This window comes from Micrococcus antarcticus (assembly GCF_044872765.1).
Lineage (GTDB): Bacteria > Actinomycetota > Actinomycetes > Actinomycetales > Micrococcaceae > Micrococcus.
In genome coordinates this window covers 1208547-1225099 of the sequence record NZ_CP085253.1, presented here as the reverse complement: position 1 = coordinate 1225099, position 16553 = coordinate 1208547, and the positions used below count along the sequence as shown (strand labels likewise).

The 16553-nt window shown below is 73.6% G+C and carries 17 protein-coding genes and 1 pseudogene; 10 read left to right on the top strand and 8 right to left on the bottom strand.

Annotated features, from left to right (window positions below):
- Window positions 1-25: 25 nt before the first annotated feature.
- Window positions 26-1576, bottom strand: coding sequence for a TrkH family potassium uptake protein (locus tag LG274_RS05695; protein ID WP_298712656.1), 1551 nt, complete (start codon window positions 1574-1576; stop codon window positions 26-28).
- A gap of 138 nt (window positions 1577-1714) precedes the next feature.
- Between LG274_RS05695 and LG274_RS05690 the strand changes: the two genes are divergently transcribed.
- The 3 genes from LG274_RS05690 (at window position 1715) to LG274_RS05680 (ending at window position 3553) form a co-directional block, all read left to right on the top strand.
- Window positions 1715-2968, top strand: a complete 1254-nt coding sequence (locus LG274_RS05690) for an acetoin utilization protein AcuC (protein WP_298712659.1) — start codon at window positions 1715-1717, stop codon at window positions 2966-2968.
- 139 nt (window positions 2969-3107) lie between these two features.
- The gene (locus LG274_RS05685; RefSeq protein ID WP_003792170.1) at window positions 3108-3206 is read left to right on the top strand and encodes a 30S ribosomal protein bS22; all 99 of its coding nucleotides are present in this window, start codon (window positions 3108-3110) and stop codon (window positions 3204-3206) included.
- Between the two features lie 83 nt (window positions 3207-3289).
- Window positions 3290-3553 carry a glutaredoxin family protein gene (locus LG274_RS05680; protein ID WP_248117992.1) on the top strand — a complete coding sequence of 88 codons (264 nt, stop codon included), beginning with the start codon at window positions 3290-3292 and terminating at the stop codon, window positions 3551-3553.
- 20 nt (window positions 3554-3573) lie between these two features.
- Here LG274_RS05680 and LG274_RS05675 read toward each other — a convergent pair whose 3' ends face one another.
- Window positions 3574-4311, bottom strand: coding sequence for a hypothetical protein (locus LG274_RS05675; protein WP_298712661.1), 738 nt, complete (start codon window positions 4309-4311; stop codon window positions 3574-3576).
- A gap of 140 nt (window positions 4312-4451) precedes the next feature.
- On the opposite strand from LG274_RS05675, the gene LG274_RS05670 reads away from it, so the two are divergent.
- From LG274_RS05670 to ccsB, 5 genes are all read left to right on the top strand, one after another.
- Window positions 4452-5126, top strand: coding sequence for a histidine phosphatase family protein (locus LG274_RS05670; protein WP_298712664.1), 675 nt, complete (start codon window positions 4452-4454; stop codon window positions 5124-5126).
- Between the two features lie 121 nt (window positions 5127-5247).
- Window positions 5248-5865: a TlpA disulfide reductase family protein gene (locus LG274_RS05665; protein WP_298984967.1), complete on the top strand. Its 618-nt coding sequence runs from the start codon at window positions 5248-5250 to the stop codon at window positions 5863-5865.
- A 16-nt stretch (window positions 5866-5881) separates the two neighbouring features.
- Window positions 5882-6643, top strand: coding sequence for a cytochrome c biogenesis CcdA family protein (locus LG274_RS05660; RefSeq protein WP_298984965.1), 762 nt, complete (start codon window positions 5882-5884; stop codon window positions 6641-6643).
- A complete protein-coding gene (locus LG274_RS05655) occupies window positions 6625-8367 on the top strand; it encodes a cytochrome c biogenesis protein ResB (protein WP_404465876.1) in 1743 nt (580 codons plus the stop codon). The genes LG274_RS05660 and LG274_RS05655 overlap by 19 nt, the downstream gene beginning before the upstream one ends.
- A 2-nt stretch (window positions 8368-8369) precedes the next feature.
- Window positions 8370-9473: a c-type cytochrome biogenesis protein CcsB gene (gene ccsB, locus LG274_RS05650; protein WP_298712676.1), complete on the top strand. Its 1104-nt coding sequence runs from the start codon at window positions 8370-8372 to the stop codon at window positions 9471-9473.
- 7 nt (window positions 9474-9480) lie between these two features.
- Here the strand turns inward: ccsB and LG274_RS05645 are convergent, their stop codons facing one another.
- Entirely contained in the window at window positions 9481-9867 is a 387-nt protein-coding gene (locus tag LG274_RS05645; protein WP_298984959.1) for a PLDc N-terminal domain-containing protein, read from the bottom strand.
- Window positions 9868-9910: 43 nt separating this feature from the next.
- On the opposite strand from LG274_RS05645, the gene LG274_RS05640 reads away from it, so the two are divergent.
- Entirely contained in the window at window positions 9911-10183 is a 273-nt protein-coding gene (locus tag LG274_RS05640) for a DUF4229 domain-containing protein (RefSeq protein ID WP_298984957.1), read from the top strand.
- Between the two features lie 16 nt (window positions 10184-10199).
- Here the strand turns inward: LG274_RS05640 and LG274_RS05635 are convergent, their stop codons facing one another.
- Together LG274_RS05635 and LG274_RS05630 are read right to left on the bottom strand one after the other, a co-directional pair.
- Window positions 10200-11072 (bottom strand): 1,4-dihydroxy-2-naphthoate polyprenyltransferase, encoded by an 873-nt coding sequence (locus LG274_RS05635; protein WP_404466014.1) that lies wholly within the window; start codon window positions 11070-11072, stop codon window positions 10200-10202.
- 351 nt (window positions 11073-11423) lie between these two features.
- A complete protein-coding gene (locus tag LG274_RS05630) occupies window positions 11424-12650 on the bottom strand; it encodes an AMP-binding protein (RefSeq protein WP_404465873.1) in 1227 nt (408 codons plus the stop codon).
- A 43-nt stretch (window positions 12651-12693) separates the two neighbouring features.
- Here LG274_RS05630 and LG274_RS05625 point away from each other — a divergent pair, with 43 nt between their 5' ends.
- Window positions 12694-13320, top strand: coding sequence for a GNAT family N-acetyltransferase (locus LG274_RS05625; RefSeq protein WP_298984951.1), 627 nt, complete (start codon window positions 12694-12696; stop codon window positions 13318-13320).
- On the opposite strand, the pseudogene LG274_RS05620 reads toward LG274_RS05625, so the two are convergent.
- From LG274_RS05620 to LG274_RS05610, 3 genes and pseudogenes are all read right to left on the bottom strand, one after another.
- Window positions 13311-13871 (bottom strand): annotated as a pseudogene (locus LG274_RS05620) (enoyl-CoA hydratase-related protein); the annotation flags it as partial. The gene LG274_RS05625 and the pseudogene LG274_RS05620 sit on opposite strands and share 10 nt — an antisense overlap.
- A gap of 92 nt (window positions 13872-13963) precedes the next feature.
- A complete protein-coding gene (locus LG274_RS05615) occupies window positions 13964-15529 on the bottom strand; it encodes an aspartate:alanine exchanger family transporter (protein WP_404465870.1) in 1566 nt (521 codons plus the stop codon).
- Window positions 15530-15560: 31 nt separating this feature from the next.
- A complete protein-coding gene (locus tag LG274_RS05610; RefSeq protein WP_404465868.1) occupies window positions 15561-16544 on the bottom strand; it encodes a 1,4-dihydroxy-2-naphthoyl-CoA synthase in 984 nt (327 codons plus the stop codon).
- Between the last annotated feature and the right edge of the window lie 9 nt (window positions 16545-16553).

Below are 16553 nucleotides of genomic sequence, written 5' to 3'. Positions count from 1 at the left end.
GGCGTTGGGATCGGAGCGCTGGTGCTCAGCCAAGGATCGGCCTCTCGATGGGGTAGCGGTAGAGGACGCGGCGCGAGCGCAGGGCCAGGGCCGCGGCGAACGTGATCGTACCAACGCGGCCGGCGAACATCATGGCCGTCAGGAGGTACTTGCCGGCCGGCGGCGCGGCCTCGGAGATGCCCACGGAGAGGCCGCACGTGCCGAACGCGGAGATCACCTCGAAGAGGGGCCGCTGCAGCGACTCGTCGAGGATCGAGACCAGGATGAGGGTGGCCACGAGCACGAGGGTCGCGCCGAGGGCGAGCACCGAGATGGCCACGCGGAGGGTCTCCGGGGCGATCGTGCGGCCATGCGCGGTGACCTCGCGGTCGCCGCGCGCCTCGGCCATGATGGCCAGGAACATGACCGCCAGCGTCGTCACCTTGATGCCGCCGCCGGTGGAGGCGGATCCGCCGCCCACGAACATGAGGGCGTCCATGAGGAGCAGGGACTCCGGGCGGTGCACGTCCGGGTTGTCGATCGCGAACCCGCCGGAGCGGGTCATGATCGAGCCGAAGAGCGAGTGGCCGACCCGCTCCCAGAACGTCAGGTCGCCCTGCGTGAGCGGGTTGCCGGACTCGAAGACGAAGAGCAGGACGGCGCCCAGCACCAGCAGGATCAGCGTCACCTCCACCGTGAGCTTGGTGTGCAGGTTCCACGCGCGGAAGCGCCACCCCTTGTCCATCAGCACCATGACCACGGGGAAGCCCAGTGCCCCGGCGAACACGCCCACGGCGATCACGGTGAGGATCACGGGGTCGTGCGCGAACTCCGCGATGCCGCCGGGGTGGATGGCGAACCCCGCGTTGTTGAACGCGCTGATGGAGTAGAACACGCCCTCCCAGAGGCCGGTCAGCCACGAGCCGGAGTGCGCCGCGAAGCGCGGCACGAGGAACACGGCCACGGCTGCCTCGCACGTCAGGACGGTGAGGACGACGACCCGCAGCAGGCGGGCGACCTCTCCCACGTTGCCCGTGGTCATGCCCGCCTCCTGCGTGTTCAGCTTGGACTTGACGCCCAGGTGGCGGGAGACGGCGAGCGTCAGCAGGGACGCCATGGAGAGGATGCCGAGGCCGCCGACCTGGATGGCGAGCAGGATGACGATGTCCCCGAACACGGACCAGTGCTCCGCCGTGTTCACGGCCGTCAGACCGGTCACCGAGAACGCGGAGACGGCCGTGAACATCGCGTCGTGCAGCGGCGTCACCTGACCGTCCTCGGCGGCCGCGGGGAGCATCAGGAGGGCGGTGAACAGCAGGGACATGAGTGCGAACGCGGACAGGGCCGCGCGGGCGGGGGAGCCGCCGACCGCATCCGTGACGCGGCGCCGGGAGCGGTGCAGCGCGGTCGCCAGGCCGCCGGAGGGCTCCAGGCTGGACCCGGCACCGGGCCGGGGCGTCACCCGTGGCGCGGGGCGCCGGCGGGAGCGCGCGAAGCCCACGCGGGCCGGGTCGTCGTCGCGGGAGGCGCGGCGCGGCGCCCAGTCGCCACGGCCCGGTCCGCCCTGTGGGTCCGTGGCCCGGGGGCGAGTGCCCATGGTGCACCTCCTGCGTGCCGTGACGGGTGTCGGACCGCGTGCGGGCCCGTCCCAGTATCGCCCCGCGCCCGTCATGCGCCGGTCATGTGCGCGTCCGCCCATGGCCTCGGGCGGTCGAGGGATCTACTCTGGAACGTGATGAGTGCCACCCTCGAGCCCGATGCCCCCACGCCCGCCGCGGTCGTGTGGGATCCGAGCCTGCTCCGCTACCGCTTCAGCGCCGAGCACCCGATGGCACCCCTGCGGCTGGACCTCACCCACCGCCTCGTGGACGCCCTCGGCCTCCTCGACGCCCCGCACGTGAGCATCCTGCAGCCCCCGGTGGCCACGGACGACGAGCTCGCCGCCGTGCACGGGCGCGAGTACATCGCCGCGGTGCGCGCGGCCTCGGCGCAGACCTCCTCCGACGACGCCGCGCACGGCCTGGGCACGGAGGACTGCCCCGTGTTCCCCGACCTGCACGAGTCTGCGGCCCGCATCGCGGGAGGCTCGCTCGTGGCCGCCGAGGCCATCTGGTCCGGGCGCGTGAGCCGCGCGGTCAACTTCGCGGGCGGGATGCACCACGCCGCGCGGGACAAGGCCTCGGGGTTCTGCATCTACAACGACTGCGCCGTGGCGATCCAGCGCCTCCTCGACCTCGGCGCCGAGCGCGTGGCCTACGTGGACGTGGACGCGCACCACGGGGACGGCACGCAGGCGATCTTCTACGACGACCCCCGCGTCCTGACGATCTCCGTCCACGAGACCGGCATGAGCCTCTTCCCGGGCACGGGCTTCGCCAACGAGACCGGCGGGCCTGCGGCGGAGGGGACCGCGGCCAACGTGGCCGTCCCGCCGCGCACGGGCGACGCCGGCTTCCTCCGCGCCGTGCACGCCGTGGTGCCGCCGCTGCTGCAGGCGTTCGCCCCGGACGTGATCGTGAGCCAGCACGGCTGCGACTCCCACCACGCCGATCCCCTCGCGGACCTGCGCCTGACGGTGGACGGCCAGCGCCAGCTCGCCTTCGACATGGCGGACTGGGCGGAGCGCTTCGCGCACGGCCGGTGGCTGGCCACGGGCGGCGGCGGATACAACCCGCTCAAGGTGGTGCCGCGCGCGTGGACGCACCTGACCGCCGCGGTGCTGGGGACGCCGGTGCCGCTGCGGGCGCCGATCCCCGCCGAGTGGCTGGCCCACGCCCGGGAGCTCACGTCGGAGGACCTCACGGGGGACATGTCCCTGCACGAGGGCGCGGAGGACGAGCGGATCCCCACGACGATGGGCGAGGACGCGGACGTGTGGTGGCGCTCGTGGGAGGTGGGCTACGACCCCGCCGATCCTGTGGACCAGTCGATCATGGCCACCCGCCGGGAGGTCTTCCCGCTGCACGGGCTGGATCCCTGGTTCGACTGAGGCTCGTCCGCCCGGTATTGTGACCGAGAACGTTTTCATGCGTTCCACACCCGGTGGAATGCGGGTCGGCGTGTCCGGGAGCCCGGATGCCCGCGGTCCCCACCAGCCGCCGACCCTCACCCCGACGCAAGGAGTCCCCATGGGATCTGTCATCAAGAAGCGCCGCAAGCGCATGGCGAAGAAGAAGCACCGCAAGCTGCTTCGCAAGACCCGCCACCAGCGTCGCAACAAGAAGTGACGCCCGCGCTCGTCGAGAGCGCCAGCGAGGCCGCCCGTTCCGTCAGGAGCGGGCGGCCTCGTCGTGTCCGTAGCATGGTCGGCATGACCGCCGACCTGCCCGCCTCCGCCGCCCGCGTCCAGCTCCTCGTGAAGCCGGGGTGCCACCTGTGCGAGGAGGCGGCCGGCGTCGTCGCGCAGGTGTGCGCCGAGCGGGGCCAGACGTGGGAGCCCGTGGACGGCGCGGCCCACCCCGAGCTGCTCGAGCGGTTCGCGGACGAGGTGCCCGTGCTGTTCGTGGACGGCGTCCAGCGCGACTTCTGGCGTGTGGACGCCGCGCGCCTGGGCCGCCTGCTCGACGCGGCCTGAGAGCCCCGCCGCCGGCGGCGTCAGCGGCGTCCGGCGCGCTCCCACGCCTTGAGGCGCATGAACTCGGTGGCGTCCTTGCGGTAGGCCATGACGATGCCGGCCACGCCCAGGCCCACCCAGAGCAGCTCGAACACGGAGAACGCGCCCATCGCCAGGTTGGCGAGCAGCATGAGCACGGAGAGCACCGCGAGCACGGTGCCCACGGTGCGGGCGGCCCGGGATCCGCCGCGGATCTTGACGGCGATCAGCAGGTAGAGCAGGAACCCGAGAACGCCGAGCACGGCCGTCGTCGTGAGGACGGCGGGCACGGCGCCCAGCATCATGGCTTCCATCTCGGACGCCTGGTCCGCCGGCAGGCCCGCCTGCCCCACCGCGTCCCGCATGGTCTGCTCGAGCAGGGCGCGGCCCTCCGGGGTGTTCGCGGCGAGCAGGCCGAGCGCGGTGCTGAGGAGCTGGACGAGCCCCGCGGACACGATCAGCCAGAAGGCCGCGGTGATCGAGCCGGGGCGCGCGGGGGCGGGCATGCCGACGCCGGGCACGGCGCCCTGCGGGTGGCCCACGCCCGGCATGGCCGCCGGGGAGGGCGAGGGCGCCTGGGCGCCCCACGGGGCCGCACCGTCCTCGGGGCGGCCGTATGGGTTCTGCTCGTGCGCGCCGGGGGCGGTCCCGTAGGGGTTCGCGGCGCCCGCGGGCTCCTGCCCGGACGGAGTGCCCTGGCCGTACGGGTTCTGGCCGTAGGGATTGGTCGAGCCGGTCATGGGTGCCTCCTGGGGAAGCGCCGCCGCGGGGAGGGCGACGGCGGCGGGGACGGTGGGAGCCCTGTGCGCCCGGCGCTCGCGACGCCGGCGGGCTGCTGCTCCCCACCGTACCGGGCCGGCCGGTCTGCCAGACTGGTGGCATGCAGACGATCGCGACCGTCCACCTCGTCCGTCACGGCGAGGTCCACAACCCCGACCGCGTCCTCTACGGCCGTCTGGACGGGTTCGGCCTCTCGGAGCTGGGGCACCGGATGGCCGACGGCGTGGCCGAGTGGTTCCTGCACCGCGCGAACCGCATCCGGCGGCATCCGGCCCTGGTGGCGGCCTCCCCGCTGCTGCGCGCTCAGCAGACCGCCGCGCCGATCGCCGGCGCCTTCTCCCGGCCGCTGCTCACCGAGCCGAACATCATCGAGGCCGAGAACGCCTTCGAGGGGATGTCCCAGGTGGTCGACTCCCTCAAGCGGGACCCGCGCCTCTGGCCGAAGCTGCGCAATCCCCTGCGCCCCTCGTGGGGCGAGCCCTACCACCAGCAGGCCGCGCGCATGCTCGAGGTGGTGGACCGCGTGAAGGGGGAGGCGGTGGACACCCTCGGCCCCGGCGCGGAGGCCATCCTCGTCTCCCACCAGCTCCCCATCTGGGTCACCCGCCTCGCGGTCGAGGGCCGGCCCCTGTGGCACGATCCGCGTCAGCGCGAGTGCTCCCTCACCTCGGTGACCTCCCTCGTGTTCGAGGAGGGCCGGGCCACCCCGCGCGTCGAGTACCACGAGCCCAACCGCGAGCTCCTCAAGGACGCCTCCTCCCTGCCCGGTGCCTGAGGCCCCCGGGACGGCTGACGCCCAGGGTTCAGTCAGGATCAGGGGCGGACAGTAGACTCGATCAGGCCCCCGCGGGGGCCCTCCGACTCCCTCCCGTCCGCCTCGCCTGGAGCGCCCGCCCATGACCCCGCAGTCCCCGCTCACCCGCCGTCGCGTGCTCGCCGGCCTCACGGCCGCCGGCCTGGCGCCCGTGCTCGCGGCCTGCTCCGGCGGGGATGACTCCCTGGCCGCTCAGGCCGGCAACGGGGACGGCAAGAACTACATCGCCGGCGACGGATCGGTGCTCGAGTTCGCCCCGGCCGACCGCGGGGAGCCCGTGGAGTTCACCGCGACGCGCTTCGACGGCACGCCCGTGAGCGGGGAGAGCCTGCGCGGCGCGCCCGCCCTCCTCAACTTCTGGTATGCCTCGTGTGCGCCGTGCCGCGTCGAGGCGCCCCACCTGGTCTCGCTCCACGAGGAGTTCGCCCCGCAGGGGGTGAACTTCCTCGGCGTGAACGTGCGGGACACGGCCACCACGGCGCAGGCCTTCGAGCGGTCCTTCGAGATCCCCTACCCCTCCGTGGAGGACGCGCGCGGCGACGTCCTGCTGCGCATGACCGACTACGTGCCCCCTCAGGCCGTGCCGTCCACCCTCGTGCTGGACGCCCAGGGCCGCGTCTCCGCCCGCGTGCTCGGCGCGATCGAGGAGTCCACGCTCCGGGCGCTGCTCAAGACCGTGGTGGACGAGGCCGCGGCCTGAGCCGCCGGCAGAGCCCATGCGCGACAACCCCTTCGCCGAGATCGCCCTGCAGGGCTCCCTCCTGCTCGCGGCGCCGGTCGCTCTGCTCGCCGGCCTCGTCTCCTTCCTCTCCCCGTGTGTCCTCCCTCTCGTGCCCGGCTACCTCGGCTACGTCACCGGCCTGGGCGGGGACGTGCTCACCTCGCGCCGTCGCGGGCGCCTCGCCCTCGGGGCGGTGCTCTTCGTGCTCGGGTTCGCGGTGGTCTTCGTGGCCGTCAGCGTGGTGTTCACGCAGGCCCTGGTGTGGCTGCAGCGCGACGGCGTGTGGGTCACCCGCCTGCTCGGCGTGCTCGTGATGCTGATGGGCGTCATCTTCATGGGCGGCGGCGGGCGCCTGCAGCAGGAGCGCCGGGTGCACGCCAAGCCCGGCATGGGCCTGGCTGGCGCCCCCCTGCTCGGTATGACCTTCGGGCTCGGCTGGGCCCCGTGCATCGGCCCCACGATGGCCGCCGTCCTGGCGATGTCCACGGTGGGCGGCGGCGAGGGCTCCCTGGGCCGCGCCGCGCTCCTGGCCTTCCTCTACTGCCTCGGCCTCGGGGTGCCGTTCGTGCTGATCGCCCTGGGCATGGAGCGTGGCCTGCGGGCCCTGGCCTTCTTCCGCACGCACCGCGTGCTCATCATGCGCCTGGGCGGCGCCCTGCTGATCCTCCTCGGGCTGCTCATGGCCACCGGGGTGTGGACCGCGTGGACCACCCAGCTGCAGTTCTGGTTCGCGAACGAATGGGAGATGCCCCTGTGAGCTCCTCGACCGGCCACGGCTCCTCGGCCCCCCAGCCCGCCCGCGCGCGGGACGTCGCCCTCCCCTCGCTCGGGCTGGCCGGGACCCTGCGCTGGATGTGGACGCAGCTGACGAGCATGCGCACGGCGCTCATGCTGCTGCTCCTGCTGGCCGTGGCCGCCGTGCCCGGCTCCCTCGTGCCGCAGCGCCGCGCGGGCCCCGAGGTGGTGGACCGCTGGATCGAGGACAACCCGTTCTGGGGCCCGGTGCTGGACGCGCTGCAGTTCTTCGACGTCTACACCTCCGCCTGGTTCTCCGCCATCTACCTGCTGCTGTTCATCTCCCTCGTGGGCTGCGTGTGGCCCCGCGCCGTCAAGCACGCCCACGCCCTGCGCCAGCCCCCGGCGCGCACACCGCGCCGCCTCGAGCGGCTGCCGGAGTCCGGCGTCGTGGTGCTCGAGGAGGGCGGCCCCGCCCCCGAGGACGCCGTCCGGCAGGCGCAGGCCTGGCTGAAGAGGCGCCGCTACCGCGTGGAGTACCGGCCCGAGGAAGGCGGCGCGTCCGTGGGGGCGGAGCGCGGCTACGTCCGGGAGATCGGCAACATCCTGTTCCACCTCTCGCTCATCGGCGTGCTCGTGTTCATGGCGTACGGCGGCATGACCAAGTACACGGGGCAGAAGATCATCGTGGAGGGGGAGGGCTTCGCCAACAACCTCGTGGCCTACGACTCCTTCACGCCGGGCGCCCGCTTCGACCCGAACAGCCTGCAGCCCTTCTCCCTGGCGCTGACGTCCTTCGACGCGCGGTTCGAGCGCCAGTCCGAGGCGCACTGGGGCCAGCCGCTCGACTACACGGCCGTGATGGAGGTCCGCGAGGGCGCCGGCGGCGAGGCCCACGAGGAGATCCTGAAGGTCAACCACCCGCTCTCCGTGGACGGCGCCCGCGTCTACCTCGTGGGCAACGGCTACGCCCCGGTGGTCACCGTGCGGGACGGCAACGGGGACATCGCCTTCCAGGGCCCCGTGGTCACCCGCGTGCAGGACCAGAACTTCAACTCGATGGCCGTGGTCAAGGCGCCCGACGCGCGGCCGGAGCAGCTGGGCTTCGTGGGCCAGTTCATGCCCGCGGCGGACGACCCCACGGGCTCCGGGGTGCAGGTCTCGGTGGACCCCGAGCTGCTGAACCCGACGCTGATCCTCAACTCGTACGCCGGGGACCTCGGCCTGGACCGCGGCGTGCCGCAGAACGTGTACGTGCTCGACACCGAGTCCCTCACCGAGCTGAACAGCCGCAAGAGCGAGAACGGCGGCATCACGCTGACCCCGGGGCAGACCCACCAGCTGCCGGACGGCAAGGGCTCGATCAGCTTCGACGGCGTCCGCCGCTATGTGGGCCTGGACATCCACTACGACCCGGGCAAGTGGGGCGTGGGCCTGTTCGCCGTGACGGCCCTGCTCGGCCTCGCCACCAGCCTGTTCGTGCGGCGCCGCCGCGCGTGGGTGCGCGCCGCCGTCGGCGACGACGGCCGCACCCGCGTCGAGTACGCCCTCCTCGCCCGCGGCGAGGAGTTCGGGCTGCGCGAGGAGCACCTCGCCCTGCGCGCGGCCATGGACCGCATGTGGCCCGTCTCCGCGCCGGACGCCGAGGAGCACCGGCCCGACCCCTCCGGCGCGGTGGCCGCGACGGCCGCGCCCCGCGCCCCCCACGCCGACCCCGGCATCACCCATCCCGCCTCAGGAGCCTGACTGTGTACAACCCCACGGCACCCGTGAACGAGCAGCTGGCGCAGTACAGCGACCTGTTCATGCTCATCGCCGCCCTCGTCTACGCGGCGGCCTTCATCCTCTTCGCCGTCGACATGGCGATCTCCTCCTCCACCATCCGTCGCATCGAGACCCAGCTCGCGGCCGAGCGCGGCACGGCCGGCGTCGTCCCCGCGGCGACGCGGGAGCCGGCCGGCGTCGGCGCCCGCTCCGCCGCCTCCGGCACGGTCGGCGGCTCCGGCACCACCGCCCTGCCCGCCGAGACGCGCCACGCGGGAGCCGGCAACGGCCTCGTGGACGAGGACATGGACTACACCGGCACGGGCCGCCGCCCCGTCGCCAACGTGGCCGTGGCCGTGCTCGCGATCGGCTGGGCCCTGCACGCCTTCGCCGTGGTCGCCCGCAGCATCGCCGCGCACCGCGTGCCGTGGGGCAACCTCTACGAGTTCATGACCACGGGCGCGCTCGTCATCGTGACGGTGTACCTCGCGTTCCTGATCCGCAAGGATCTGCGCTTCGTGGGCTCCTTCGTCACGGGCCTCGTGGTGGCCATGATGTGCGCCGCCACCATGGGCTTCCCGACGCCGGTGGGCCACCTCCAGCCGCCGCTGCAGTCGCCGTGGCTCGTGATCCACGTGTCCATCGCCGTGCTGGCCAGCTCTCTCTTCGCGCTGACCGCCGCCATGTCCGTGCTCCAGCTCCTGCAGGACCGCGCCGAGCGGCGGGCCGCCGCGGGAGAGCACTCCTGGTCCTTCCTGCGCCTCGTGCCCTCGGCCTTCGCGCTCGAGAACTGGTCCTACCGCCTGAACGCGGTCGCCTTCGTGATGTGGACCTTCACCGTGATCGCCGGCGCCATCTGGGCCGAGGCCGCGTGGGGGCGCTACTGGAACTGGGACACCAAGGAGGTCTGGTCCTTCGTGATCTGGGTGGTCTACGCGGCGTACCTGCACGCCCGCGCCACCCGCGGCTGGACCGGCTCCCGCGCCGCGTGGCTGAGCATCGTGGGCTTCGCCTGCATCGTGTTCAACTACACGATCGTCAACAAGTTCTTCCCCGGCCTGCACTCGTACGCGGGCCTGCCGAGCTGATCGGAGGTCAGGCCTCGGGACCGTCCGGCTCCTGACCCGTCTCCCGACGGCGGCGCAGCTCCTCCTCGCGGGCGCGCAGCTCGGCGTCCCGCCGGTCCAGCTCGCGCTCCCGCTCGGCCTGACGACGCTGGGTGCGCAGGGTGCGCAGGAAGTCCTCGTCGTCGTCGGGGGAGGCGGGACGGGCGGCGGGGCGGCCCGTGGCGCCCGCCGGGCGGGCGCGGCCGAGGCACAGCCACAGCAGGGGCCCCACGAGCGGGACCAGCACGACGACGGCCACCCACGCCCACTTGGGCATCGAGCGCACCTGGTGCGCCGGGGTGAGCAGCGCCTCGAAGAGGGCGTACAGGGTGAGGCCGACGAGGACGATCGCGGCGGGGATGAGGAAGCGGCCCATCGGTCCAGTCTATTCGGCGGCGGAGCGCTCCTAGAATGGACGGGTGCGTCTCTTCCTCTACGGCCTCGTCCGCGTGCTCCTGTTCTTCGCCGTCTGGGGCGTCAGCCTCTGGCTGGGCCTGGGACTGGTGATGTCCACGATCGTGGCCGCGGTGCTGACCTTCGCGATCAGCTACCTCTTCCTCACACGGCTGCGCCTGGGCGCCACGCAGGACCTCGCGGCCGCGTGGGAGGGCCGGCCCGGGCGGCGCGGCCGCACCGAGCAGACCGACGCGGACGCCGAGGACGCCTACACCGAGGGACGCTTCCGGGGCTGACGAGCCCCGGCACCGGTCAGAGGGCCGCGCCGAGCGCGAAGGTGATCGCGTAGAGCAGGCCGATGACGCCCGTCGCGCGCAGCACGGGGATGAGCCGGCGGCGGTCCTGGGCGCGCAGCACCGTGCGGGCCGGGCGGACGGCGAGCGCCGCCGCCAGCAGCACGAGCAGCATCCACGGGTGGGAGTCCACGAACAGCAGCGGCAGCAGCACGGCGACCGCCAGCATGACGGCGTAGGATGCGCGGGCCGGGGCGTCCCCGATGCGGGCGGCCAGGGTCATCTTGCCGACCGCGCGGTCCGTGGGGATGTCCCGGATGTTGTTCACCATGAGCAGTGCCGTGGAGATCAGCCCGCAGCCCACGGCGCCGGCCCAGGCCAGGCCGGAGACCGTGCCCGCCTGGGTGTACGTGGTGCCGAGCACCGCCACGAGGCCGAAGAACACGAACACGAACACCTCGCCCAGGCCCAGGTAGCCGTAGGGCTTCTTGCCGCCCGTGTAGTACCACGCGGCCGCCACGCACAGCAGGCCCACGGCGATCAGCCACCACTGGCCGGCCAGCAGCACGAGCCACAGCCCGGCGAGCATCGCCAGCGCGAAGCAGGCGAACGCGGCGAGCTTCACATGCTTCGCGGGAACGAGCTTGGACGCCGTGAGGCGGAAGGGGCCCACCCGGTCGTCGTCGGTGCCGCGGATGCCGTCGGAGTAGTCGTTGGCGTAGTTCACGCCCACCTGCAGGGCGAGCGAGACCACGAGCGCGAGCAGGGCGCGGCCCACGTGGAGGGACCCGAGGTCCGCCGCGGCGGCCGAGCCGACGATCACGGGCGCCACCGCCATCGGCAGCGTGCGCAGGCGCGCGGCGGCGACCCACTGGGAGAGCGAGGCGGACATGGTCGGGGGACCTCCTGGAGACGATGCGATGCGGGGCGGTGCGAGGCGGGTCAGCGAGGGGACGCGTGCGACGTCGACGCGGTGGGGGACGTCCGGCTCGGGGATGGCGCACTTCACGAACGCCTCGAACGGGGGGACTGCGAACTCAGCGTAGCCGTGCTGGGGGGTGGAGAGGAGGCCGAGGGTGATCACGTCGGCCCTCAGGGGGCGACCTGGGATGACGCGCGGCCCATCCGGGCGGCCACGGCCTGCGCCCTCCGCCTCCCCGGGCCGAGCTCCGCCCTGGCCGGCTCCCCCACCGCGCGGACGGCGTCATCCGTGTCCCGGCTGCCGATCCGGGGAGAGGCAGCGTCACGCCTCGGCGAACCGCCGGGTGAGCTCCTGCCGGTCCGTCTTCCCGGTGCTCAGCAGCGGCAGCGCGTCGAGGGCCAGCCACGTCTTCGGGACGGCGGCCGGCCCGAGCCCGGTGCGCACGCGGGAGCGCAGCTCATCCTCGAGGGCCGCGGGGAGGGCCCCGCCGGGGAGGACGTCGCCCTCGGCCGGCACCACCGCCGCGCACAGCCGCTGCCCCCACTCGGGATCGGCCACGCCCGCCACGTGGGCGGCCGCGACGCCCGGGTGCGCCTCGAGCGCGGCGGCCACCGCGGCGGCCGAGACCTTCACACCGCCCGTGATGACGACGTCGTCCAGGCGCCCGGTGACGGACAGGCGCGTGCCGCCGTCGGGGGTGCCGGACACCGTGCCCGTGTCCTCGGTGAGGAAGGCGGGGGCGCCGTCCGCGCCGCGCGGGAAGTGCGCCGCGGTGCGGACGGGGTCGTCGAGGTAGCCGGCGGCCACCATGGGCCCGGCGAGGCGCACCCGCGGACTGGCGGCTGGGTCGGCGGGGTCGGACGGGACGGTGTCTGCCGTGACGCCGGGCAGCGGGACGCCGTCGTACACGCAGCCGCCGCACGTCTCCGCCATGCCGTAGGTCGCGGTGACACGCACACCGGCGGCCTCGGCGGACGCGCGCAGCTCGGGGGCCAGGCGCGCCCCGCCCACCAGCACGCGGTCGAAGGCGCGCAGCGCCGCCACGCCGGCCGGGTCGGCTCCGGGCGCCAGGAGCCGGGCGAGCTGGGTGGGGACGAGCGAGACGAAGCGCGGGCCGCCGTCGTCCGGGAGGCGGGCGGCCCCTGCGGCGAAGGCGGCGGGTGTGAACGGGCCGGGCGGCAGCGCGACGGGCGCGGTGCCGGCCGCGATGGTGCGGGAGAGCACGGCCAGGCCGGCCACGTAGTGGACGCCGACCGCGAGGAGCCAGTGCCCCTCGCCGCCCGTGCCCTCCCCGCCGAGCCGCTGCGCGGTGGCGGCAGCCGAGGCGCGCAGGGCGCCGCGGGTCAGGACGATCTCCTTCGGCGTGCCCGTCGAGCCGGACGTGCGGACGACGGCGACGGCGTCCGGGTGGCCGCAGCGCGCCGGATCGCGGGCCTGGGGGCGCAGGGCCACGGTGCCGTCCGCCGTGAACTCGACGGGCGCGCCGCCGTCGAACGCCGTGGCGAGGGCGGAGCGGGCAGTGGCCAGGGCGTCGGGGGTCAGCGGCATGAGACCACGGTAATCGTGGGCGGGGACGCTCTAGGCTTCACGCATGACCGCCCCCGACACCGCCGCCACGCCCGCCGCCGAGATCGGCCCCGTCACGCTCACCGGCCGCCTCGTCCGGCTGGAGCCGCTGAGCCACGACCACCACGACGAGCTCGTCGAGGCGGTGCAGGACGGCCGGCAGTGGGAGCTCTGGTACACCGCCGTGCCCACCCCCGAGGGCATGGCCGCGGAGATCGACCGTCGCCTGGCCCTGCAGGAGGCCGGGTCCATGGTCCCCTTCGCCACCCGTCGGCTCTCCGACGGGCAGGTCATCGGCATGACGACGTTCATGAACATCGACCGTTCCGTGCCCCGCGTGGAGGTCGGCAGCACCTGGAACGCGGCCTCCGCCTCCGGCACGGGGACGAACGCCGATGCCAAGCTGCTCCTGCTCGGCCACGCCATCGAGGTCTGGGGCGTCGCGGCCGTCGAGTTCCGCACGGACTGGATGAACATGCAGTCCCGCGCGGCGATCGAGCGGCTCGGTGCCAAGCGGGACGGGGTGCTGCGCCAGCAGGCACAGCGCAACGGCTACGTGCGGGACACGGTGGTCTACTCCGTCGTCGCCGCGGAGTGGCCCGCAGTGAGGAAGGGCCTCGAGTTCCGCGTGGGGCGCCGGGCTCAGAAGTAGTAGGGGAACGGCGTCCAGTCCGGGTCGCGCTTCTGCAGGAACGCGTCCCGGCCCTCCACGGCCTCGTCCGTCATGTAGGCCATGCGCGTGGCCTCACCCGCGAACACCTGCTGGCCGGCCATGCCGTCGTCGGGCAGGTTGAACGCGAACTTGAGCATGCGGATGGCCTGCGGGGACTGCGCGTTGATGTCCGCCGCATACTCCAGCGCGACCTCCTCGAGGCGCTCGTGGTCCACGGCCTCGTTGACGGCGCCCATCTCGACCATCTGCTCGGCCGAGTACTCGCGGGCGGCGAAGAAGATCTCCCGCGCCCGCTTCTGGCCCACCTGGCGGGCGAGCAGGGCCGAGCCGTAGCCGGCGTCGAACGAGCCGACCGTGGCGTCCGTCTGCTTGAACTTCCCGTGCTGGCGGGAGGCGAGCGTGAGGTCGGCGACCACGTGCAGCGAGTGCCCGCCGCCGGCGGCCCACCCGTTCACGACGGCGATGATCGCCTTGGGCGAGGTGCGCATCAGGCGCTGGACCTCGAGGACGTGCAGACGTCCGTGGCGCGGGCGAGGGCGTCGGCGGTGGCGGGCATGGCCCCGAGTGTAGGAGGCCCGACGGTCGGACGGACCCGCCCGGCGGACCGGATCCGACCGGCCGGTCAGAGCATGAACGGCACGGTGGCGATCTTGACCACCATGATCAGCGCGAACAGCTGGGCGTAGCCCTCGGTCACGCGGGCGTCGGTGGACCGGGAGAGCGCGTAGTCCAGGATCGCCGGCTGGCCCGTGATGCCCGCCAGTGCCCCGTAGGTGCGATCCACGGACTGCCCCAGCAGCCGTGCCGCGGCGATGAGCAGGGCCGCGGTCAGCGCGGTGAGCACGGCGGACATCAGGATGGCCAGCCCGCCGACCCGGGTGAACACCGTCTCGATGAACGCCGGGCCGGCGGCCAAGCCCACCACGCCTAGGAAGAGCATGAGGCCGAACTGCCGCAGCGTCAGCGCGATCTCCGTGGACGGCTCCCACACCGTGGGTCCCGTTCGGCCGATCGCACCGAGGGCGAGGCCGACGAGGATGCACCCGGCCGCCGGGCCGAGGGAGAAGGAGGCACCGCCCGGAAGCGGGATCGTCACCATGCCCAGCAGGTAGCCCAGCGCCATGCCCGTGCCCAGGGAGATCCAGTCCAGGTTCGAGAGCCCGCGCGTCGAGTTGCCGAAGAAGTCGCGCACCGCCTCCATGCGCGGCGCGGTGGTCACGATGAGCACCCGGTCGCCGACCTTGAGCTCGGTCTGCGGGGTGGCCAGCGACTCGACGTCGTCGCGCCGCAGCCGGGCCACGTCGGTGCCGAAGCGCTCGCGCAGGGACAGCGTGCCCAGGCGGCGGTCGGCCAGGGCACGGGCCGTGACGATGACCATGGAGGTCTGCAGCGGGTTCATCACCCGCGCCGGGTCGGCGTCGGTGCGGCGGCCGAAGGCCTGCACGGCCTCGTCGATGTTCTTCTCCGTGCCGTCCAGGACGACCTTGTCCCCGGGTTCGATCCGGTTGGCGGAGCCGGCGATCCGGGCCACGCCGCCGCGGCGCAGCGCGACCACGCGCAGCAGCCCCTCGGCGATCCCCGGGATGTCCCGCACGGCGATGGCGGAGGTGGCGGTCACGGCGGTGAAGCGCAGCTTTCCGTCGGTCACCGGCGCCGGATCGCGCGGGGAACTGCTCCACGGGCGGGCGGCGAGCAGGGTGATCGCGATGATGGTGCCGACCACACCCACCAGGTAGGACAGCCCGTAGCCCACGGCCGGGGCCTGCCCGCCGGTGAGCTGGTTCGCCAGCGCCATCGCCGGCGTCGCGGTGAGCGAACCCGTCCACACGCCGATCGCCGTCGGCAGGTCCAGGTTGAGCAGCGCGGCCAGCGGGTGCACCGTGAAGGCGGTGAGGATCACCACGACGACGGCGGCCAGCATCAGGGGCAGGTTGCGGCGCAGGTCCCGGAAGAACACCTTGCCGGCGCCGAGCCCGATCAGGTAGGCGAAGAGGGCCAGGCCGAAGCTCTGGAACAAGGCCAGCCGGTCGCCGACGCCGGGCAGCACCGCTCCGACGAGCAGGCCCACGAACAGGGCGCCGGAGGCGCCGAGGCGGATCTTGCCCAGGGGGATGGTGCCGACGGCGGCGCCCAGGGCGACGGTGGCCATGAGGACGAGGATGGGCTGGTCGTTGAGCAGTGCGAGCATGGGCGGGTCTCCGTCCTGCCGTGGTGGTCGGTCAGAAGTGGTACGGGAAGGCGGACCAGTCCGGGTCGCGCTTCTGCAGGAACGCGTCCCGGCCCTCCACGGCCTCGTCCGTCATGTAGGCCATGCGCGTGGCCTCGCCGGCGAAGACCTGCTGGCCGGCCATGCCGTCGTCGGGCAGGTTGAACGCGAACTTGAGCATGCGGATGGCCTGCGGGGACTGACGGTTGATGTCCGCGGCGTACTCGAGGGCGACCTCCTCGAGGCGCTCGTGGTCCACGGCCTCGTTGACGGCGCCCATCTCGACCATCTGCTCGGCCGAGTACTCGCGGGCGGCGAAGAAGATCTCCCGCGCCCGCTTCTGGCCCACCTGGCGGGCGAGCAGGGCCGAGCCGTAGCCGGCGTCGAACGAGCCGACCGTGGCGTCCGTCTGCTTGAACTTCCCGTGCTGGCGGGAGGCGAGCGTGAGGTCCGCGACCACGTGCAGCGAGTGCCCGCCGCCGGCGGCCCACCCGTTCACGACGGCGATGATCGCCTTGGGCGAGGTGCGCATCAGGCGCTGGACCTCGAGGATGTGGAGGCGTCCGGCGCGGGCCGGGTCGATGGTCTCGGCCGTCTCCCCCTCGGCGTAGCGGTAGCCGTCGCGGCCGCGGATGCGCTGGTCCCCGCCGGAGCAGAACGCGTGGCCGCCGTCCTTGGAGGAGGGGCCGTTGCCGGTGAGGAGGACCGTGCCCACGTCCGGGGTCATGCGGGCGTGGTCGAGGGCGCGGTAGAGCTCGTCCACGGTGCCGGGACGGAACGCGTTGCGGACCTCGGGGCGGTCGAAGGCGATGCGCACCGTGGGCAGGTCGCGCACCCAGCGGCCGTCGGCGTCGCGCTCCACCTGGCGGTGGTACGTCATGTCCTCGAGGTCGAAGCCCTCCACCACGCGCCAGCGCGTCGGGTCGAAGAGGTCGGAGACCTTCTCGGGGAGGCGGTCGCGGTCGGGGCGGGCGGCGTCGGGCTGCGGGCTGCTCATGGGGCCCGA